The 17395-nt window shown below is 68.1% G+C and carries 27 protein-coding genes; 26 read left to right on the forward strand and 1 reads right to left on the reverse strand.

The annotated features are described in order from the left end of the window. The first annotated feature begins 390 nt into the window (after nucleotides 1-390). The 4 genes from rpsL to tuf all read left to right on the forward strand — a co-directional run bounded on the left by rpsL (nucleotide 391) and on the right by tuf (nucleotide 4743). Complete coding sequence (rpsL, locus tag NPS70_RS18590; RefSeq protein ID WP_003948652.1) at nucleotides 391-762, forward strand: 30S ribosomal protein S12; 372 nt, start codon at nucleotides 391-393, stop codon at nucleotides 760-762. Nucleotides 763-764: 2 nt separating this feature from the next. After that, the gene (gene rpsG, locus NPS70_RS18595; RefSeq protein WP_006347241.1) at nucleotides 765-1235 is read left to right on the forward strand and encodes a 30S ribosomal protein S7; all 471 of its coding nucleotides are present in this window, start codon (nucleotides 765-767) and stop codon (nucleotides 1233-1235) included. Nucleotides 1236-1273: 38 nt separating this feature from the next. After that, on the forward strand, nucleotides 1274-3400 hold the full coding sequence (gene fusA / locus NPS70_RS18600; protein WP_256525434.1) for an elongation factor G: 2127 nt from the start codon (nucleotides 1274-1276) through the stop codon (nucleotides 3398-3400). A 149-nt stretch (nucleotides 3401-3549) separates the two neighbouring features. Continuing rightward, entirely contained in the window at nucleotides 3550-4743 is a 1194-nt protein-coding gene (gene tuf / locus NPS70_RS18605) for an elongation factor Tu (RefSeq protein WP_256525435.1), read from the forward strand. A 182-nt stretch (nucleotides 4744-4925) separates the two neighbouring features. Here tuf and NPS70_RS18610 read toward each other — a convergent pair whose 3' ends face one another. Beyond that, nucleotides 4926-5648 carry a trypsin-like serine protease gene (locus NPS70_RS18610; protein ID WP_256525436.1) on the reverse strand — a complete coding sequence of 241 codons (723 nt, stop codon included), beginning with the start codon at nucleotides 5646-5648 and terminating at the stop codon, nucleotides 4926-4928. A 479-nt stretch (nucleotides 5649-6127) separates the two neighbouring features. Here NPS70_RS18610 and NPS70_RS18615 point away from each other — a divergent pair, with 479 nt between their 5' ends. The 22 genes from NPS70_RS18615 (at nucleotide 6128) to rpmD (ending at nucleotide 17395) form a co-directional block, all read left to right on the forward strand. Then, nucleotides 6128-6343, forward strand: coding sequence for a hypothetical protein (locus tag NPS70_RS18615; RefSeq protein ID WP_256525437.1), 216 nt, complete (start codon nucleotides 6128-6130; stop codon nucleotides 6341-6343). Nucleotides 6344-6938: 595 nt separating this feature from the next. Continuing rightward, nucleotides 6939-7661, forward strand: coding sequence for a YoaK family protein (locus NPS70_RS18620; RefSeq protein ID WP_256525438.1), 723 nt, complete (start codon nucleotides 6939-6941; stop codon nucleotides 7659-7661). A gap of 523 nt (nucleotides 7662-8184) precedes the next feature. After that, on the forward strand, nucleotides 8185-8493 hold the full coding sequence (gene rpsJ / locus NPS70_RS18625) for a 30S ribosomal protein S10 (RefSeq protein WP_003948644.1): 309 nt from the start codon (nucleotides 8185-8187) through the stop codon (nucleotides 8491-8493). Between the two features lie 14 nt (nucleotides 8494-8507). Further along, complete coding sequence (rplC, locus tag NPS70_RS18630; RefSeq protein WP_256525439.1) at nucleotides 8508-9152, forward strand: 50S ribosomal protein L3; 645 nt, start codon at nucleotides 8508-8510, stop codon at nucleotides 9150-9152. A gap of 8 nt (nucleotides 9153-9160) precedes the next feature. Next, a complete protein-coding gene (rplD, locus tag NPS70_RS18635; RefSeq protein WP_256525440.1) occupies nucleotides 9161-9814 on the forward strand; it encodes a 50S ribosomal protein L4 in 654 nt (217 codons plus the stop codon). Beyond that, nucleotides 9814-10137 (forward strand): 50S ribosomal protein L23, encoded by a 324-nt coding sequence (gene rplW, locus NPS70_RS18640; protein ID WP_256525441.1) that lies wholly within the window; start codon nucleotides 9814-9816, stop codon nucleotides 10135-10137. Before rplD ends, rplW begins: the two co-directional genes overlap by 1 nt. Before the next feature lie 51 nt (nucleotides 10138-10188). After that, nucleotides 10189-11025 (forward strand): 50S ribosomal protein L2, encoded by an 837-nt coding sequence (gene rplB, locus NPS70_RS18645; RefSeq protein ID WP_256525442.1) that lies wholly within the window; start codon nucleotides 10189-10191, stop codon nucleotides 11023-11025. 12 nt (nucleotides 11026-11037) lie between these two features. Next, entirely contained in the window at nucleotides 11038-11319 is a 282-nt protein-coding gene (gene rpsS, locus NPS70_RS18650) for a 30S ribosomal protein S19 (RefSeq protein WP_003956461.1), read from the forward strand. A gap of 43 nt (nucleotides 11320-11362) precedes the next feature. Then, nucleotides 11363-11710 (forward strand): 50S ribosomal protein L22, encoded by a 348-nt coding sequence (gene rplV / locus NPS70_RS18655; RefSeq protein ID WP_009327087.1) that lies wholly within the window; start codon nucleotides 11363-11365, stop codon nucleotides 11708-11710. Beyond that, on the forward strand, nucleotides 11710-12534 hold the full coding sequence (gene rpsC, locus NPS70_RS18660) for a 30S ribosomal protein S3 (RefSeq protein WP_256525443.1): 825 nt from the start codon (nucleotides 11710-11712) through the stop codon (nucleotides 12532-12534). The genes rplV and rpsC overlap by 1 nt, the downstream gene beginning before the upstream one ends. Before the next feature lie 5 nt (nucleotides 12535-12539). Beyond that, nucleotides 12540-12959, forward strand: coding sequence for a 50S ribosomal protein L16 (rplP, locus tag NPS70_RS18665; protein WP_256525444.1), 420 nt, complete (start codon nucleotides 12540-12542; stop codon nucleotides 12957-12959). Then, nucleotides 12959-13183 carry a 50S ribosomal protein L29 gene (rpmC, locus tag NPS70_RS18670; protein ID WP_017949657.1) on the forward strand — a complete coding sequence of 75 codons (225 nt, stop codon included), beginning with the start codon at nucleotides 12959-12961 and terminating at the stop codon, nucleotides 13181-13183. The genes rplP and rpmC overlap by 1 nt, the downstream gene beginning before the upstream one ends. Then, nucleotides 13183-13467, forward strand: coding sequence for a 30S ribosomal protein S17 (gene rpsQ, locus NPS70_RS18675; protein WP_256525445.1), 285 nt, complete (start codon nucleotides 13183-13185; stop codon nucleotides 13465-13467). The genes rpmC and rpsQ overlap by 1 nt, the downstream gene beginning before the upstream one ends. Nucleotides 13468-13567: 100 nt before the next feature. Next, nucleotides 13568-13936, forward strand: coding sequence for a 50S ribosomal protein L14 (gene rplN / locus NPS70_RS18680; protein WP_003956455.1), 369 nt, complete (start codon nucleotides 13568-13570; stop codon nucleotides 13934-13936). 2 nt (nucleotides 13937-13938) lie between these two features. Then, nucleotides 13939-14262: a 50S ribosomal protein L24 gene (gene rplX / locus NPS70_RS18685; protein ID WP_005313570.1), complete on the forward strand. Its 324-nt coding sequence runs from the start codon at nucleotides 13939-13941 to the stop codon at nucleotides 14260-14262. Beyond that, a complete protein-coding gene (rplE, locus tag NPS70_RS18690) occupies nucleotides 14262-14819 on the forward strand; it encodes a 50S ribosomal protein L5 (protein ID WP_256525446.1) in 558 nt (185 codons plus the stop codon). The genes rplX and rplE overlap by 1 nt, the downstream gene beginning before the upstream one ends. A gap of 5 nt (nucleotides 14820-14824) precedes the next feature. After that, the gene (locus NPS70_RS18695) at nucleotides 14825-15010 is read left to right on the forward strand and encodes a type Z 30S ribosomal protein S14 (protein WP_003956452.1); all 186 of its coding nucleotides are present in this window, start codon (nucleotides 14825-14827) and stop codon (nucleotides 15008-15010) included. A 207-nt stretch (nucleotides 15011-15217) separates the two neighbouring features. Then, a complete protein-coding gene (rpsH, locus tag NPS70_RS18700) occupies nucleotides 15218-15616 on the forward strand; it encodes a 30S ribosomal protein S8 (RefSeq protein ID WP_188337378.1) in 399 nt (132 codons plus the stop codon). A 21-nt stretch (nucleotides 15617-15637) separates the two neighbouring features. Next, nucleotides 15638-16177, forward strand: coding sequence for a 50S ribosomal protein L6 (rplF, locus tag NPS70_RS18705; protein ID WP_256525447.1), 540 nt, complete (start codon nucleotides 15638-15640; stop codon nucleotides 16175-16177). A gap of 3 nt (nucleotides 16178-16180) precedes the next feature. Further along, entirely contained in the window at nucleotides 16181-16564 is a 384-nt protein-coding gene (gene rplR / locus NPS70_RS18710) for a 50S ribosomal protein L18 (protein WP_256525448.1), read from the forward strand. Nucleotides 16565-16607: 43 nt separating this feature from the next. Then, nucleotides 16608-17213 carry a 30S ribosomal protein S5 gene (gene rpsE / locus NPS70_RS18715; RefSeq protein ID WP_256525449.1) on the forward strand — a complete coding sequence of 202 codons (606 nt, stop codon included), beginning with the start codon at nucleotides 16608-16610 and terminating at the stop codon, nucleotides 17211-17213. Next, nucleotides 17213-17395, forward strand: coding sequence for a 50S ribosomal protein L30 (gene rpmD, locus NPS70_RS18720; RefSeq protein ID WP_005313525.1), 183 nt, complete (start codon nucleotides 17213-17215; stop codon nucleotides 17393-17395). Before rpsE ends, rpmD begins: the two co-directional genes overlap by 1 nt.

Consider the following 17395-nt stretch of genomic DNA (forward strand, 5'->3'; position numbering starts at 1 on the left):
GTGAGCCGCCGCTCCGGGTCCCCGCGGCCCCGGGCCCGGCTCCGCCGGGGGTGCGGCGGACGTGCCCCTCCCGGCCGGACCGCGACGGGCGGTGACCACGTCTGACTCCCTGCTCGCGGCCCGGTTCCGGAGGGCGCGGGCCGACTCCGTCGCGCCGGGGCATTTGTTTTGACCGATGTCCGTACGGTAGGTACGCTCAGACCTTGTGCCTGGGGTGTGCCCGGGCTCGTGTGCGTGTCCTCAGCCGCAGTGCGAGTCCGACGAAGGCCACCGCAATCTGCGTCCGTTGCCGCTTTCCGCGGGCGTCCGCAGTATTCGACACACCCGACCGCGTGGGTCGGCAACGTTCCAGGTTAGCTTCACTGACGGCACACAGAAACCGGAGAAGTAGTGCCTACGATCCAGCAGCTGGTCCGCAAGGGCCGGCAGGACAAGGTCGAGAAGAACAAGACGCCCGCACTCGAGGGTTCCCCTCAGCGCCGCGGCGTCTGCACGCGTGTGTTCACGACCACCCCGAAGAAGCCGAACTCGGCCCTCCGTAAGGTCGCGCGTGTGCGTCTGACCTCCGGTATCGAGGTCACGGCCTACATCCCGGGTGAGGGACACAACCTGCAGGAGCACTCCATCGTGCTCGTGCGCGGCGGCCGTGTGAAGGACCTGCCGGGTGTTCGCTACAAGATCATCCGCGGCTCCCTCGACACCCAGGGTGTCAAGAACCGCAAGCAGGCCCGCAGCCGCTACGGCGCCAAGAAGGAGAAGTAAGAATGCCTCGTAAGGGCCCCGCCCCGAAGCGCCCGGTCATCATCGACCCGGTTTACGGCTCCCCTCTGGTGACCTCGCTCATCAACAAGATCCTGCTGAACGGCAAGCGCTCCACCGCCGAGCGGATCGTCTACGGCGCCATGGAGGGTCTTCGCGAGAAGACCGGCGCCGACCCGGTCATCACCCTGAAGCGCGCCCTCGAGAACGTCAAGCCCTCGCTCGAGGTCAAGTCCCGCCGTGTCGGTGGTGCCACCTACCAGGTGCCGATCGAGGTCAAGCCCGGTCGCGCCTCCACCCTCGCGCTGCGCTGGGTCGTCGGCTACTCCCGCGCCCGTCGCGAGAAGACCATGACCGAGCGCCTGATGAACGAGCTGCTGGACGCCTCGAACGGCCTCGGCGCCTCGGTCAAGAAGCGCGAGGACACGCACAAGATGGCCGAGTCCAACAAGGCCTTCGCGCACTACCGCTGGTAGTCGCACCCACATCGAGACCGAGAGAAGACTGAAGCCTTATGGCTACCACTTCGCTTGACCTGGCCAAGGTGCGCAACATCGGCATCATGGCCCACATCGACGCGGGCAAGACGACGACCACCGAGCGCATCCTGTTCTACACCGGTGTGAGCTACAAGATCGGTGAGGTCCACGACGGCGCCGCCACGATGGACTGGATGGAGCAGGAGCAGGAGCGTGGCATCACGATCACGTCCGCTGCGACCACCTGTCACTGGCCGCTCGCCAACGTCGACCACACGATCAACATCATCGACACCCCGGGTCACGTCGACTTCACGGTCGAGGTGGAGCGTTCGCTCCGCGTGCTCGACGGTGCCGTGACCGTGTTCGACGGTGTGGCCGGCGTGGAGCCGCAGTCCGAGACGGTGTGGCGCCAGGCCGACCGCTACGGCGTGCCCCGCATCTGCTTCGTCAACAAGCTCGACCGCACCGGTGCCGAGTTCCACCGCTGTGTCGACATGATCAGCGACCGCCTGGGCGCGGTGCCGATCGTCATGCAGCTCCCGATCGGTGCCGAGGCCGACTTCAAGGGCGTCATCGACCTCGTGACGATGAAGGCCCTCGTCTGGTCCGCCGAGGCGACGAAGGGCGAGATGTACGACACCGTCGACATCCCGGCCACGCACGCCGAGGCCGCCGAGGAGTGGCGCGGCAAGCTCCTGGAGACGGTCGCCGAGAACGACGAAGAGATCATGGAGCTGTACCTGGAGGGCAACGAGCCCACCGAGGAGCAGCTGTACACCGCGATCCGTCGTATCACCATCGCGTCCGGCGTCTCCAAGGACGCCACCGTCACCCCGGTGTTCTGCGGCACCGCGTTCAAGAACAAGGGCGTCCAGCCCCTGCTCGACGCGGTCGTGCGCTACCTGCCGTCGCCCCTGGACGTCGAGGCCATCGAGGGCCACGACGTCAAGGACGCGGACACGGTCGTCAAGCGCCGTCCGTCCGACGAGGAGCCGCTGTCGGCCCTCGCGTTCAAGATCGCGAGCGACCCGCACCTCGGCAAGCTCACCTTCGTCCGGATCTACTCCGGTCGCCTGGACTCCGGCACCGCGGTGCTGAACTCCGTCAAGGGCAAGAAGGAGCGCATCGGCAAGATCTACCGCATGCACGCGAACAAGCGTGAGGAGATCGAGTCGGTGGGCGCCGGCGACATCGTCGCCGTCATGGGCCTGAAGCAGACCACCACCGGTGAGACGCTGTGCGACGACAAGAACCCGGTGATCCTGGAGTCCATGGACTTCCCGGCGCCGGTGATCCAGGTCGCGATCGAGCCCAAGTCCAAGGGTGACCAGGAGAAGCTGGGTGTCGCCATCCAGCGTCTCGCGGAGGAGGACCCCTCCTTCCAGGTTCACTCGGACGAGGAGACCGGCCAGACCATCATCGGCGGTATGGGCGAGCTGCACCTCGAGGTGCTGGTCGACCGCATGCGCCGTGAGTTCCGGGTCGAGGCCAACGTCGGCAAGCCGCAGGTCGCGTACCGCGAGACGATCCGCAAGGCCGTCGAGCGCGTGGACTACACCCACAAGAAGCAGACCGGTGGTACCGGTCAGTTCGCCAAGGTGCAGATCGCGATCGAGCCCATCGAGGGCGGCGACGCCGCGTACGAGTTCGTCAACAAGGTCACCGGTGGCCGCATCCCCAAGGAGTACATCCCCTCGGTGGACGCGGGTGCGCAGGAGGCCATGCAGTTCGGCATCCTGGCCGGCTACGAGATGACCGGCGTGCGCGTCACCCTCATCGACGGTGGCTACCACGAGGTCGACTCCTCCGAGCTCGCGTTCAAGATCGCCGGTTCGCAGGCCTTCAAGGAGGCCGCGCGCAAGGCCAGCCCCGTGCTCCTGGAGCCGATGATGGCCGTCGAGGTCACCACGCCCGAGGACTACATGGGCGAGGTCATCGGCGACATCAACTCCCGCCGTGGACAGATCCAGTCCATGGAGGAGCGGATGAACGCCCGGATCGTCAAGGGCCTCGTGCCGCTCTCGGAGATGTTCGGCTACGTCGGAGACCTCCGCAGCAAGACCTCGGGTCGCGCAAGCTACTCGATGCAGTTCGACTCCTACGCCGAGGTTCCCCGGAACGTCGCCGAGGAGATCATCGCGAAGGCCAAGGGCGAGTAACCCACCCGGGTTCACGCTTTAGGCTTGACACCGTCCGCCGGGGTTCGCCCCGAGACCTTCGGGTCGAACCCCCGGCGGTCGGCTTCCCAGCAAAGATCACCTGGCGCCGATGAGTAAGGCGTACAGAACCACTCCACAGGAGGACCCCAGTGGCGAAGGCGAAGTTCGAGCGGACTAAGCCGCACGTCAACATCGGCACCATCGGTCACATCGACCACGGTAAGACGACCCTCACGGCCGCCATTACCAAGGTGCTGCACGACGCGTACCCGGACCTGAACGAGGCCTCGGCCTTCGACCAGATCGACAAGGCTCCCGAGGAGCGCCAGCGCGGTATCACCATCTCCATCGCGCACGTCGAGTACCAGACCGAGTCGCGTCACTACGCCCACGTCGACTGCCCCGGTCACGCGGACTACATCAAGAACATGATCACCGGTGCCGCGCAGATGGACGGCGCCATCCTCGTGGTCGCCGCCACCGACGGCCCGATGCCGCAGACCAAGGAGCACGTGCTCCTGGCCCGCCAGGTCGGCGTTCCGTACATCGTCGTCGCCCTGAACAAGGCCGACATGGTGGACGACGAGGAGATCCTGGAGCTCGTCGAGCTCGAGGTGCGTGAGCTCCTCTCCGAGTACGAGTTCCCGGGCGACGACGTCCCGGTCGTCAAGGTCTCGGCGCTCAAGGCGCTCGAGGGCGACGCCGAGTGGGGCAAGTCCGTCCTCGACCTGATGAAGGCCGTCGACGAGGCCATCCCGCAGCCCGAGCGCGACGTCGACAAGCCGTTCCTGATGCCGATCGAGGACGTCTTCACGATCACCGGTCGTGGCACCGTCGTCACCGGTCGTATCGAGCGTGGTGTCCTGAAGGTCAACGAGACCGTCGACATCGTCGGTATCAAGCAGGAGAAGACCACCACCACGGTCACCGGCATCGAGATGTTCCGCAAGCTGCTCGACGAGGGCCAGGCCGGTGAGAACGTCGGTCTGCTCCTCCGTGGCATCAAGCGCGAGGACGTCGAGCGCGGCCAGGTCATCATCAAGCCCGGTTCGGTCACGCCGCACACCGAGTTCGAGGCCCAGGCCTACATCCTGTCGAAGGACGAGGGTGGCCGCCACACCCCGTTCTTCAACAACTACCGCCCGCAGTTCTACTTCCGTACCACGGACGTGACCGGCGTCGTGACCCTCCCCGAGGGCACCGAGATGGTCATGCCGGGCGACAACACCACCATGACCGTCGAGCTGATCCAGCCCGTCGCCATGGAGGAGGGCCTGAAGTTCGCCATCCGTGAGGGTGGTCGGACCGTGGGCGCCGGCCAGGTCACCAAGATCACCAAGTAAGTCCCGGTGTTCTGACCCGGCAGCTCGCCCGAGCTGTGGGAGGGCCCCGCACCCTGTTGGGTGCGGGGCCCTTCGCCGTGCGCGTGCGGCGGCGCCCTGTGCGCCCCGCGGCCGGGCGCACAGGGGCCGGGCCCCGCATCCGTGTGGGTGCGGGGCCCGGCCGTCCTGCCGTGCCGGGGGGATCAGACGCCGGCGACCGACTGGATCCAGGAGCGGTACGCCGTGACGTTGGTGTAGGCCGTCGTGGTCTGCCGGTCGCTGGTGGAGGCCACGCCGACCTGGACGCCGTTGAGCATCATCGGGCCGCCCGAGTCGCCGCCCGCGGTGATGCCGTCCCCGCGGCGGGCGCAGATCGCGGAACCGCCGTAGGCGTCGCCGCAGCCGTGGGTCACCGTCACGTTCGCGACCTTGAGGTAGCGGGACTGGCAGTTGGCCTCGGAGCCGCACCGGGAGGTCGCGCCCCAGCCGTAGACCTGCACGTTCTGGCCGACGCGCACGGTGCCCGGCTGGCCCAGCCGGGCGTAGGTCGCGGACACGGAGCGGTCGAGCCGCACCAGCGCGAGGTCCGCGCCGTGGGTGTACGTCCGGACGCCGTTGGCCACGGTGCCGCCGCTGTGCTGGTCGAGGCTGCCGATGCGGAAGGACAGCCCGCCGCCGGTGACGCAGTGCTTGGCCGTGAGGATCCACGTCGGGGCGATGATCGTCGCCGAGCAGGTCTCCCGGCCGTTCGAGAACAGGCGGGCGGCCCAGGGGCCGCTCTGCGCGTAGCCCCCGCCGATGATGGGCTGGGGGGCCTTGGCCGTCGGGGGCACGGGCGCCGGTGCCGCGGTGGCGGCAGGAGCCAGAAGCGCGAGGACGGAGACCACGGCTGCCAGGAGCGCGGGGATGAGCCTTGATATGCGCAAGGTTCCTCGATTCGAAGGCACGCTGGGTGGGCGTGCGTGTGTGGGGGTTGGCGGCCCCTGGGGGCCGCGTCCGCACCGGACTCCCGGCTGTGGGGCGGGAGTTCGTCATGGACATGTCCCAGAATTCCCGAGGAACGGTGAACGGGGTACTAACGCTTGGCCATAGCACGGTGCTATAGCCCCCGCGCCCGTGCCGGTGCGGCGGCATCCGGGGGTGGCGGGGCTGTGGAGCGCCGTCCGCAACCGACGGCACGCCACCGGCTCCCTGCACCGCGGGGCGGGCGGGACCACTCCGCCCGCTCTCCCGTCCAACCGGGCCGGGGAGAGGGCCCGTCGGGCGACGGCCTGCCGCGGGTTCAGGGGTGGTGTCCGCCCCCTACAATCCCCTCACCGGCCTTGCTCCTCGGCGCCGAGCCCCCGATCCACGGGGGTCGGTGGCCGCGGACAGCGGAGGGCGCATCTCTCGGGGGGAGAGACCGATGAAGGACGACAGGAAGCCGCTGGTCGGGCTGCTGGCGCCGTGGGGCGTAGTGGCCCTGACCCTGCTGATCGACATGGAGCACCACAGTTGGGGCAGCGTTCTCGACTGGGTTTCGCTCGTCCTTTTCGCGGTTCTCACCGGCTGGGTGGCCCGGGAGCTCTCCCGCCGTGTCCGACGGCGCGGCCCGGGAGGGAAGCGCGAGGGGCACCCATAGGGGGCGGGGGGAGCACGGGACCGTGCCGGCGGTTCCGGAGCGCCTTCTGCTCCGTCACGGACACGGCTCGCCGCCCGCCGTCGTTCCCGGGCGCAGCCGCCCGGGAGGGGGCGGGTGCCCGGAGGCTGCACGCGGTCGCCGAGTCCGCAGGCGCGGGGCCGTGTTGTGGAGAGACCGGGTGGCCGGTGCGAGGGCAGGACATGGCGAGGGGGCGGGCGTGGAGGGACCGTGGAGTGTTGTGCTTCGCCTGGTACATGCCGTCCTCGGGGGGATCGCCGCCTTCTTCGAGTGGATGAACCTGCGGGAGGGGTACCGCCTCTTCGGGCGCGATGTGCGAAGAGCCCGGAGGAAGGGCGGGGGCCGGTAGTCGTGGGCATGCTGCGGGGGCGCGTGCTGCGCACGCCATGAACCGGGGACGACCGGGTGACGCGAGCGGCGCGCCCGGGAGGAGCCCGCCCCGGTCCGGTCGGCCGGTGGCGCCCCGGCCCCGGGCGGGTGCCGTGGGGGAGCCCGCCCGACGCGGATGTTGCCCCAGCGGGGTGAGGCGTGCCCAGCGGTACGCCCGGCACCTCGTGCGCGCCCCTATCGTCCCGGTATGAGACCCAGGACCGGTCGGGCGCTGACCTCCGTGATGGTGCTGCTCACGCTGACCACCGGGATGGTCGAGGCGGTGTCCTTCCTGGTGCTCGGTCCGGTCTTCGCGGCGGTCCAGACGGGCAACCTGCTGCTGCTCGGGTTCGCGATCGCCGGGGCGCCGGGGATCTCGGCGACGGTCTCGGGGGTCTCCCTCGCCGGGTTCGCCTTCGGTGCCATCGCGGGATCCCGCCTGGAGTCGGCGATCGACGCCCGCGGCCGGCGCTGGTTCGCCGCGGCCCTGGTGGGGGAGGGGGTCCTGCTGGGTGCGGCGGCCCTGGTGATCTGGCGTGCCGGTATCGAGAGCGCTCCGCAGGGGCAGGTGGGCGGCCGGCACCTGGCGGCGATCGCGATGGTGGCGTGCGCCATGGGGGTGCGCAACGTGACCTCGCTGCGGGCGCCGGTCGCCGACGTCCCCACCACGGTGTCGACCCGGGCCCTCACCGGTCTGCTGATCGCGCTGCCCCCGCTGGCGTCGGACTCCCGGGTGGGCGGCGGTGGGGGCAGGGAGCTGCGGCGGATGGCGTCCGTCGCCGCGATGTTCGCCGGGGGGCTGCTCGGTGCGTGGTTCCTGGAACGCGCGACCCACCCCGCCCTCGCCCTCGCCGTCCCCGCGGCCCTGGTGCTGGCCCTGGGGCTCGGCCTCGTCGCCCTCCGGCGCGGACGCATCTCCGTCCCGGGCTGACGGGCCCCGCGCGTGTCCGTCCGTGTGATCCGCCCCTCGGCGGAACGGCGTTCCGGGGGCCGGCCGGTCGGCGGCGCCGGCGGCCCGGCGGCACTCCCCGCGCGCGCCCCTGTTTGACACGCACCCCCCGAGGGGTACTCTCTTGGGCTCGATTGGCCAGGCGCGTGCCTCGTGTGGCAGACTGTCCGGGTTGCTCGGTTGAGTGCCGATGCTGCGCGCCTCCCGCCGGGAGGACCGGAAGCGAGTCCCACAGTACTCGTCGTCCCACGCGATGTGCCGTGAGGTGCAGGGGCGGACGTACGGGAATCTTCCGGGAAGTGTCAGCGGGGTACCGGCCAGGCGCCCGGTGGGATTTCTTCCCCCGTCCCGCGGTCCTTCGGCCCGCACCCCCTTGGTTGGGATCTCCCTATGCGGAGATTTTCGTAGAGGGGATGCGACACGCCCGACCGCGTGGGTCGGAGAAGAGAGCAGGACCCGCCGGGTACCAGAGCGTTCATACGAGAGACAGGACTACGAAGTAGCCATGGCGGGACAGAAGATCCGCATCCGGCTCAAGGCCTACGACCACGAGGTCATCGACTCCTCGGCGAAGAAGATCGTCGAGACGGTGACCCGCACTGGTGCGTCGGTCGCGGGCCCGGTGCCGCTGCCCACTGAGAAGAACGTGTACTGCGTCATCAAGTCGCCGCACAAGTACAAGGACTCGCGCGAGCACTTCGAGATGCGCACGCACAAGCGCCTGATCGACATCCTCGACCCGACGCCCAAGACCGTTGACTCGCTGATGCGCCTGGACCTTCCGGCCGGCGTTGACATCGAGATCAAGCTCTGAGAGGCGCGGAAGAGATGGCTAAGCAGATCAAGGGCGTCCTGGGCGAGAAGCTCGGCATGACCCAGGTCTGGGACGAGAACAACCGTGTCGTCCCGGTGACCGTCGTCAAGGCCGGACCCTGCGTCGTTACCCAGGTCCGTACGAACGACACCGACGGCTACGAGTCGGTCCAGATCGCCTTCGGCGAGATCGACCCGCGCAAGGTGAACAAGCCCCTCAAGGGCCACTTCGCCAAGGCCGACGTGACCCCCCGCCGCCACCTGGTGGAGCTCCGCACCTCCGACGCCAGCGAGTACACGCTCGGCCAGGAGATCACCGCCGAGGTGTTCGAGTCCGGCGTCAAGGTCGACGTCACGGGCAAGAGCAAGGGCAAGGGCTTCGCCGGTGTCATGAAGCGCCACAACTTCCGTGGCCTCGGCGCCGGTCACGGCACCCAGCGCAAGCACCGCTCCCCCGGCTCCATCGGTGGCTGCGCCACCCCGGGCCGCGTGTTCAAGGGCCTCCGCATGGCTGGCCGCATGGGCAACGAGCGGGTCACCACCCAGAACCTGACCGTTCACGCCGTTGACGCGGAGAAGGGCCTGCTGCTCATCAAGGGCGCGGTTCCTGGTCCGAACGGCGGCCTCGTCCTGGTCCGTACCGCGGCCAAGGGGGCCTGAGGTAACCGATGAGCACCATTGACATCCTTTCGCCGGCAGGCGACAAGGCCGGGACCGTCGAGCTCCCCGCGGAGATCTTCGACGCCAAGGTCAGCGTTCCGCTGATCCACCAGGTCGTCGTCGCGCAGCTGGCCGCTGCCCGTCAGGGCACGCACAAGACCAAGACCCGTGGCGAGGTCCGCGGCGGTGGCAAGAAGCCGTACCGCCAGAAGGGCACCGGCCGCGCCCGCCAGGGTTCGACCCGTGCGCCGCAGTTCGCCGGCGGTGGCGTCGTCCACGGCCCCGTGCCGCGTGACTACTCGCAGCGGACCCCGAAGAAGATGAAGGCCGCCGCCCTCCGCGGTGCCCTCACCGACCGGGCCCGCCACTCCCGCATCCACGTCGTCTCCGGCGTGGTCGACGGCGCGGTCTCCACCAAGTCCGCCAAGTCCCTGCTGGGCAAGATCTCGGAGCGCAAGAACCTGCTCCTGGTCGCCGAGCGCTCGGACGAGGCCGCGTGGCTGTCCGCCCGCAACCTGCCCCAGGTGCACATCCTGGAGCCGGGCCAGCTGAACACGTACGACGTGCTCGTCTCCGACGACGTGGTCTTCACCCAGGCCGCCTTCGAGTCCTTCGTGTCCGGCCCCAAGGCCGCCAACGACACCGAAGGGAGCGAGGCCTGATGTCCGAGGCCACGATCACGAGCAAGACCTTCACGGACCCGCGCGACGTCCTCGTCAAGCCGGTCGTGTCCGAGAAGAGCTACGCGCTGCTCGACGAGAACAAGTACACGTTCATCGTCGCGCCCGGCGCCAACAAGACCCAGATCAAGCAGGCCGTCGAGGCGGTCTTCTCGGTCAAGGTCACCGGGGTCAACACGATCAACCGGCAGGGCAAGCGCAAGCGCACCCGCACCGGTTTCGGCAAGCGCGCCAACACCAAGCGCGCCATCGTGACCCTTGCCGAGGGCGACCGCATCGACATCTTCGGCGGTCCGACCGCCTGACGGCGGTCGGAATCGTCCAGAAGTCCGGAATCATCCGAGGACTGAGACACAATGGGTATCCGCAAGTACAAGCCGACGACCCCGGGCCGTCGTGGCTCCAGCGTCGCCGACTTTGTCGAGATCACGCGGTCCACGCCGGAGAAGTCGCTGGTCCGCCCGCTGCACAGCAAGGGTGGCCGTAACAACACCGGTCGTGTGACCGTCCGTCACCAGGGCGGTGGCCACAAGCGCGCCTACCGCGTGATCGACTTCCGTCGTCACGACAAGGACGGCGTGCCGGCCAAGGTCGCTCACATCGAGTACGACCCCAACCGCACCGCGCGCATCGCGCTCCTGCACTACGCCGACGGCGAGAAGCGCTACATCATCGCGCCGCGCGGCCTGGGCCAGGGCGACCGCGTCGAGAACGGCCCCGGGGCCGACATCAAGCCGGGCAACAACCTGGCGCTGCGCAACATCCCGGTCGGTACGACCATCCACGCCATCGAGCTGCGGCCCGGCGGCGGCGCGAAGTTCGCCCGCTCCGCGGGTGCCTCCGTGCAGCTGCTCGCGAAGGAGGGCCAGATGGCCCACCTGCGCATGCCGTCCGGCGAGATCCGCCTGGTCGACGTCCGCTGCCGCGCCACCATCGGCGAGGTCGGCAACGCCGAGCAGTCGAACATCAACTGGGGCAAGGCCGGCCGCAAGCGCTGGCTCGGCGTCCGCCCGACCGTTCGCGGTGTGGCGATGAACCCGGTTGACCACCCGCACGGTGGTGGTGAGGGCAAGACCTCGGGTGGTCGCCACCCGGTCTCCCCGTGGGGTCAGAAGGAGGGTCGTACTCGTTCTCCCAAGAAGGCGAGCAACAAGTACATCGTCCGCCGCCGCAAGACGAACAAGAAGCGCTAGGAGCGGGTTTAGATGCCGCGCAGTCTCAAGAAGGGGCCCTTCGTCGACGACCACCTGATCAAGAAGGTGGATGTCCAGAACGAAGCCGGCACCAAGAACGTCATCAAGACCTGGTCCCGTCGCTCGATGATCGTCCCGGCCATGCTCGGCCACACGATCGCGGTGCACAACGGCAAGACCCATGTCCCGGTGTTCGTCACCGAGTCCATGGTCGGCCACAAGCTCGGCGAGTTCTCGCCGACTCGCACCTTCCGCGGCCACGTCAAGGACGACCGGAAGTCGAAGCGCCGCTAGACGCGGGGTGGAACGACTCATGACTTACACCGAAGGGACAACCATGGAAGCCAGGGCCCAGGCGCGGTACATCCGCGTCACGCCCATGAAGGCCCGCCGCGTGGTGGACCTCATCCGTGGCATGGATGCCACGGAGGCTCAGGCGGTCCTGCGTTTCGCCCCGCAGGCCGCGAGCGTGCCGGTCGGCAAGGTGCTGGACAGCGCCATCGCCAACGCCGCGCACAACTACGACCACACGGACGCCTCGTCGCTGTTCATCAGCGAGGCGTACGTGGACGAGGGCCCGACCCTGAAGCGGTTCCGTCCGCGTGCCCAGGGCCGTGCCTACCGGATCCGTAAGCGGACCAGCCACATCACCGTGGTCGTCAGCAGCAAGGAAGGAACCCGGTAATGGGCCAGAAGGTAAACCCGCACGGGTTCCGGCTCGGCATCACCACGGACTTCAAGTCCCGCTGGTACGCCGACAAGCTGTACAAGGACTACGTCAAGGAAGACGTCGCCATCCGTCGGATGATGACGTCCGGCATGGAGCGCGCCGGCATCTCCAAGGTCGAGATCGAGCGCACCCGTGACCGCGTCCGTGTGGACATCCACACGGCCCGTCCGGGCATCGTCATCGGCCGCCGCGGCGCCGAGGCCGACCGCATCCGCGGCGACCTGGAGAAGCTCACCGGCAAGCAGGTCCAGCTGAACATCCTCGAGGTCAAGAACCCCGAGGTCGACGCTCAGCTCGTGGCCCAGGCCGTCGCCGAGCAGCTGTCCTCCCGCGTCTCCTTCCGCCGTGCCATGCGCAAGAGCATGCAGTCGGCGATGAAGGCCGGCGCCAAGGGCATCAAGATCCAGTGCGGTGGCCGCCTCGGCGGCGCCGAGATGTCCCGCTCGGAGTTCTACCGCGAGGGCCGTGTGCCGCTGCACACGCTCCGCGCGAACGTCGAGTACGGCTTCTTCGAGGCCAAGACCACCTTCGGCCGCATCGGCGTGAAGGTCTGGATCTACAAGGGCGACGTCAAGAACATCGCCGAGGTCCGCGCGGAGAACGCCGCCGCCCGTGCCGGCAACCGTCCGGCCCGCGGCGGTGCGGACCGCCCGGCCGGCCGCGGTCGCGGTGGCGAGCGTCGTGGACGCAAGCCGCAGCAGGCTCAGGCTGCCGAGGCCCCCAAGGCCGAGGCCGCCGCCGCCGCTCCGGCTGCTGAGAGCACCGGAACGGAGGCCTGACCGACATGCTGATCCCCCGTAGGGTCAAGCACCGCAAGCAGCACCACCCGAAGCGCAACGGCATGGCCAAGGGTGGCACGCAGGTTGCGTTCGGCGAGTACGGCATCCAGGCCATGACTCCGGCGTACGTGACCAACCGCCAGATCGAGGCGGCCCGTATCGCCATGACCCGCCACATCAAGCGTGGCGGCAAGGTCTGGATCAACATCTACCCGGACCGCCCGCTGACCAAGAAGCCGGCCGAGACCCGCATGGGTTCCGGTAAGGGTTCGCCGGAGTGGTGGGTCGCGAACGTGAAGCCCGGTCGGGTGATGTTCGAGCTGTCCTACCCGAACGAGAAGATCGCGCGTGAGGCGCTGACCCGTGCGGCTCACAAGCTGCCGATGAAGTGCAAGATCGTCAAGCGCGAGGCAGGTGAAGCGTGATGTCGGCCGGAACCAAGGCGTCCGAGCTGCGCGAGCTGGGCAACGAGGAGCTTGTTGCCAAGCTCCGCGAGGCCAAGGAAGAGCTGTTCAACCTCCGCTTCCAGGCGGCGACGGGCCAGCTCGAGAACCACGGCCGGCTGAAGGCCGTCCGCAAGGACATCGCCCGGATCTACACCCTGATGCGTGAGCGTGAGCTGGGCATCGAGACGGTGGAGAGCGCCTGATGAGCGAGAACAACGTGACTGAGCAGAAGACCGAGCGCAACGCCCGCAAGACCCGCGAGGGTCTGGTCGTCAGCGACAAGATGGACAAGACCGTCGTCGTCGCCGTTGAGGACCGCGTCAAGCACGCGCTGTACGGCAAGGTCATCCGCCGTACGAACAAGCTCAAGGCCCACGACGAGCAGAACGCCGCCGGCGTCGGCGACCGCGTCCTCCTGATGGAGACCCGGAAGCTGTCCGCCACCAAGCACTGGCGCGTCGTCGAGATCCTCGAGAAGGCCAAGTAATCGCTCGAAGGGGTAACCCTTCGAGTTCGTTCCGCCAGGCTCGGCGGGGGTCTCCAGCGGAGACCCCCGCCGGGAACCGGCAGACAATCAGGAGATAGACGTGATCCAGCAGGAGTCGCGACTGCGCGTCGCCGACAACACTGGTGCCAAGGAGATCCTTTGCATCCGTGTTCTCGGTGGCTCCGGTCGCCGCTACGCGGGCATCGGTGACGTCATCGTCGCCACCGTCAAGGACGCGATCCCCGGTGGCAACGTGAAGAAGGGTGACGTCGTCAAGGCGGTCATCGTTCGCACCGTCAAGGAGCGCCGCCGCCAGGACGGCTCGTACATCCGCTTCGACGAGAACGCCGCCGTCATTCTGAAGAACGACGGCGACCCTCGCGGCACCCGTATCTTCGGCCCCGTCGGCCGTGAGCTGCGCGAGAAGAAGTTCATGAAGATCATCTCGCTCGCGCCGGAGGTGCTGTAAGCATGAAGATCAAGAAGGGCGACCTGGTTCAGGTCATCACCGGCAAGGACAAGGGCAAGCAGGGCAAGGTCATCGCGGCCTTCCCCCGCGAGGACCGCGTCCTGGTCGAGGGTGTCAACCGGGTCAAGAAGCACACCAAGGCCGGCCAGACCGCCCGTGGTTCGCAGACCGGTGGCATCGTGACCACCGAGGCTCCGATCCACGTGAGCAACGTCCAGCTCGTCGTCGAGAAGGACGGCAAGAAGGTCGTGACCCGCGTCGGCTTCCGCTTCGACGACGAGGGCAACAAGATCCGCGTTGCCAAGCGGACGGGTGAGGACATCTGATGGCTACCACCACCACTCCGCGTCTCAAGACGAAGTACCGCGACGAGATCGCCCCGAAGCTGCGTGAGGAGTTCTCCTACGAGAACGTCATGCAGATCCCGGGCCTCGTCAAGATCGTGGTCAACATGGGTGTCGGCGACGCCGCCCGCGACTCGAAGCTGATCGACGGAGCCATCCGCGATCTCGCCACGATCACCGGTCAGAAGCCGGCCGTCACCAAGGCCCGCAAGTCCATCGCGCAGTTCAAGCTGCGCGAGGGTCAGCCGATCGGTGCCCACGTCACGCTCCGTGGCGACCGCATGTGGGAGTTCCTGGACCGCACCCTGTCGCTCGCGCTCCCGCGCATCCGCGACTTCCGCGGCCTGTCCCCCAAGCAGTTCGACGGCCGTGGCAACTACACCTTCGGTCTCACGGAGCAGGTCATGTTCCACGAGATCGACCAGGACAAGATCGACCGCGTCCGGGGTATGGACATCACCGTGGTCACCACGGCGACCAACGACGACGAGGGCCGTGCCCTTCTGCGTCACCTCGGCTTCCCGTTCAAGGAGGCGTGAGCGAGATGGCGAAGAAGGCTCTGATTGCCAAGGCTGCTCGTAAGCCCAAGTTCGGTGTGCGTGCCTACACCCGCTGCCAGCGCTGTGGCCGTCCGCACTCCGTGTACCGCAAGTTCGGCCTCTGCCGCGTGTGCCTTCGTGAGATGGCTCACCGTGGCGAGCTGCCGGGCGTGACCAAGAGCTCCTGGTAATCCCCTCGTTGGGATTCCCCGGAGTCTCTCGGTAAGCACCTGGACGGCGGCCGCCCTCCCGCATGCCGTAGGCTTGCAGGGTTGGGCGTCCGCCGCCCTACCGACTTACTACGCCGTAGGTCCCCGCGCCGCACCCGTCCCGCCCCTGTGTGGGGAGAGGGATGGCGCATACAGGAAACCCCGGCGAGAGAGGCCGAAGGCCAATTCATGACCATGACTGATCCGATCGCAGACATGCTGACGCGTCTGCGTAACGCGAACTCGGCGTACCACGACACCGTGGCGATGCCGCACAGCAAGATCAAGTCGCACATCGCCGAGATCCTCCAGCAGGAGGGTTTCATCACCGGCTGGAAGGTCGAGGACGCCGAGGTCGGCAAGAACCTCGTCCTGGAGCTGAAGTTCGGCCCGAACCGTGAGCGTTCGATCGCCGGCATCAAGCGCATCTCCAAGCCGGGTCTGCGTGTTTACGCGAAGTCCACCAACCTGCCGAAGGTCCTCGGCGGCCTGGGCGTGGCGATCATCTCCACGTCCCACGGTCTCCTGACCGGCCAGCAGGCGCAGAAGAAGGGCGTGGGTGGGGAAGTCCTCGCCTACGTCTGGTAGTCGGGAACGGAGGAACAGCTCATGTCGCGTATCGGCAAGCTCCCCATCCAGGTTCCCGCCGGTGTGGACGTCACCATCGATGGCCGCACGGTCGTCGTGAAGGGTTCCAAGGGCACCCTCACGCACACCGTCGCCGCGCCGATCGAGATTGTGAAGGGCGAGGACGGCGTTCTCAACGTCACCCGTCCGAACGACGAGCGTCAGAACAAGGCCCTGCACGGCCTGTCCCGCACGCTGGTGGCGAACATGATCACCGGCGTGACCCAGGGGTACACCAAGGCGCTCGAGATCAGCGGTGTCGGTTACCGCGTCGCCGCGAAGGGCTCCAACCTGGAGTTCCAGCTCGGCTACAGCCACCCGATCCTGGTGGAGGCCCCCGAGGGCATCTCCTTCAAGGTCGAGTCGCCGACCAAGTTCTCGGTCGAGGGCATCGACAAGCAGAAGGTCGGCGAGGTCGCCGCGAACATCCGCAAGCTGCGCAAGCCCGACCCGTACAAGGCCAAGGGCGTCAAGTACGCGGGCGAGGTCATCCGCCGCAAGGTCGGAAAGGCGGGCAAGTAAGCCATGGCATACGGCACGAAGATCGCCAAGGGCGACGCTTACAAGCGCGCCGCGAAGCAGCGTCGTCACATCCGTATCCGCAAGAACGTGTCGGGTACGGCCGAGCGTCCGCGCCTGGTCGTCACGCGTTCGAACCGCAACATCGTCGCGCAGGTCATCGACGACCTCAAGGGCCACACCGTGGCGTCGGCGTCCACTCTGGACGTCTCGATCCGCGGTGGCGAGGGCGACAAGTCCGCGCAGGCCAAGCAGGTCGGCGCCCTGGTCGCCGAGCGTGCCAAGGCCGCCGGTGTCGAGGCTGTCGTGTTCGACCGTGGTGGCAACAGGTACGCCGGGCGCATCGCCGCCCTGGCCGACGCCGCCCGCGAAGCCGGGCTCAAGTTCTGAGCCCGTCGCAGCGTAGCTAGCGGAAAAGAGAGAGGTAAATCCAATGGCTGGACCCCAGCGCCGCGGAAGCGGTGCCGGTGGCGGCGAGCGGCGGGACCGGAAGGGCCGTGACGGCGGCGCAGCTGCCGCCGAGAAGACCGCGTACGTCGAGCGCGTCGTCGCGATCAACCGAGTCGCCAAGGTCGTGAAGGGTGGTCGTCGCTTCAGCTTCACCGCGCTGGTCGTGGTGGGCGACGGTGACGGCACCGTGGGTGTCGGTTACGGCAAGGCCAAGGAGGTGCCGGCCGCCATCGCCAAGGGTGTGGAGGAGGCCAAGAAGCACTTCTTCAAGGTCCCCCGTATCCAGGGCACCATCCCGCACCCGATCCAGGGTGAGAAGGCTGCCGGCGTCGTCCTGCTCAAGCCCGCCGCCCCCGGTACCGGTGTGATCGCCGGTGGCCCGGTGCGTGCCGTGCTGGAGTGCGCGGGCGTGCACGACATCCTGTCGAAGTCGCTCGGCTCGGACAACGCGATCAACATCGTGCACGCGACCGTGGAGGCCCTGAAGGGCCTTCAGCGTCCCGAGGAGATCGCGGCCCGCCGCGGTCTGCCCCTCGAGGACGTGGCCCCCGCGGCCCTGCTGCGTGCGCGTGCGGGGGCGGGTGCGTAATGGCTCGCCTCAAGATCACGCAGACGAAGTCGTACATCGGCAGCAAGCAGAACCACCGCGACACCCTGCGTTCGCTCGGGCTGAAGCGCCTGAACGACGTGGTCGTCAAGGAGGACCGCCCCGAGTTCCGCGGCATGGTGCACACCGTCCGCCACCTCGTGACGGTCGAGGAGGTCGACTGA

The sequence above is a fragment of the Streptomyces sp. C10-9-1 genome (assembly GCF_024497955.1).
Taxonomy (GTDB): Bacteria; Actinomycetota; Actinomycetes; order Streptomycetales; family Streptomycetaceae; genus Streptomyces; species Streptomyces sanyensis.

Excerpts from the sequence above, each read along its gene's own strand:
- rpsG (WP_006347241.1), top strand. The coding sequence starts at position 765 with ATGCCTCGTAAGGGCCCCGCCCCGAAGCGCCCGGTCATCATCGACCCG.
- fusA (WP_256525434.1), top strand. The coding sequence starts at position 1,274 with ATGGCTACCACTTCGCTTGACCTGGCCAAGGTGCGCAACATCGGCATC.
- NPS70_RS18615 (WP_256525437.1), top strand. The coding sequence starts at position 6,128 with ATGAAGGACGACAGGAAGCCGCTGGTCGGGCTGCTGGCGCCGTGGGGC.
- NPS70_RS18620 (WP_256525438.1), top strand. The coding sequence starts at position 6,939 with ATGAGACCCAGGACCGGTCGGGCGCTGACCTCCGTGATGGTGCTGCTC.
- rpsJ (WP_003948644.1), top strand. The coding sequence starts at position 8,185 with ATGGCGGGACAGAAGATCCGCATCCGGCTCAAGGCCTACGACCACGAG.
- rplC (WP_256525439.1), top strand. The coding sequence starts at position 8,508 with ATGGCTAAGCAGATCAAGGGCGTCCTGGGCGAGAAGCTCGGCATGACC.
- rplD (WP_256525440.1), top strand. The coding sequence starts at position 9,161 with ATGAGCACCATTGACATCCTTTCGCCGGCAGGCGACAAGGCCGGGACC.
- rplW (WP_256525441.1), top strand. The coding sequence starts at position 9,814 with ATGTCCGAGGCCACGATCACGAGCAAGACCTTCACGGACCCGCGCGAC.
- rplB (WP_256525442.1), top strand. The coding sequence starts at position 10,189 with ATGGGTATCCGCAAGTACAAGCCGACGACCCCGGGCCGTCGTGGCTCC.
- rpsS (WP_003956461.1), top strand. The coding sequence starts at position 11,038 with ATGCCGCGCAGTCTCAAGAAGGGGCCCTTCGTCGACGACCACCTGATC.
- rplV (WP_009327087.1), top strand. The coding sequence starts at position 11,363 with ATGGAAGCCAGGGCCCAGGCGCGGTACATCCGCGTCACGCCCATGAAG.
- rpsC (WP_256525443.1), top strand. The coding sequence starts at position 11,710 with ATGGGCCAGAAGGTAAACCCGCACGGGTTCCGGCTCGGCATCACCACG.
- rplP (WP_256525444.1), top strand. The coding sequence starts at position 12,540 with ATGCTGATCCCCCGTAGGGTCAAGCACCGCAAGCAGCACCACCCGAAG.
- rpmC (WP_017949657.1), top strand. The coding sequence starts at position 12,959 with ATGTCGGCCGGAACCAAGGCGTCCGAGCTGCGCGAGCTGGGCAACGAG.
- rpsQ (WP_256525445.1), top strand. The coding sequence starts at position 13,183 with ATGAGCGAGAACAACGTGACTGAGCAGAAGACCGAGCGCAACGCCCGC.
- rplX (WP_005313570.1), top strand. The coding sequence starts at position 13,939 with ATGAAGATCAAGAAGGGCGACCTGGTTCAGGTCATCACCGGCAAGGAC.
- rplE (WP_256525446.1), top strand. The coding sequence starts at position 14,262 with ATGGCTACCACCACCACTCCGCGTCTCAAGACGAAGTACCGCGACGAG.
- NPS70_RS18695 (WP_003956452.1), top strand. The coding sequence starts at position 14,825 with ATGGCGAAGAAGGCTCTGATTGCCAAGGCTGCTCGTAAGCCCAAGTTC.
- rpsH (WP_188337378.1), top strand. The coding sequence starts at position 15,218 with ATGACCATGACTGATCCGATCGCAGACATGCTGACGCGTCTGCGTAAC.
- rplF (WP_256525447.1), top strand. The coding sequence starts at position 15,638 with ATGTCGCGTATCGGCAAGCTCCCCATCCAGGTTCCCGCCGGTGTGGAC.
- rplR (WP_256525448.1), top strand. The coding sequence starts at position 16,181 with ATGGCATACGGCACGAAGATCGCCAAGGGCGACGCTTACAAGCGCGCC.
- rpsE (WP_256525449.1), top strand. The coding sequence starts at position 16,608 with ATGGCTGGACCCCAGCGCCGCGGAAGCGGTGCCGGTGGCGGCGAGCGG.
- rpmD (WP_005313525.1), top strand. The coding sequence starts at position 17,213 with ATGGCTCGCCTCAAGATCACGCAGACGAAGTCGTACATCGGCAGCAAG.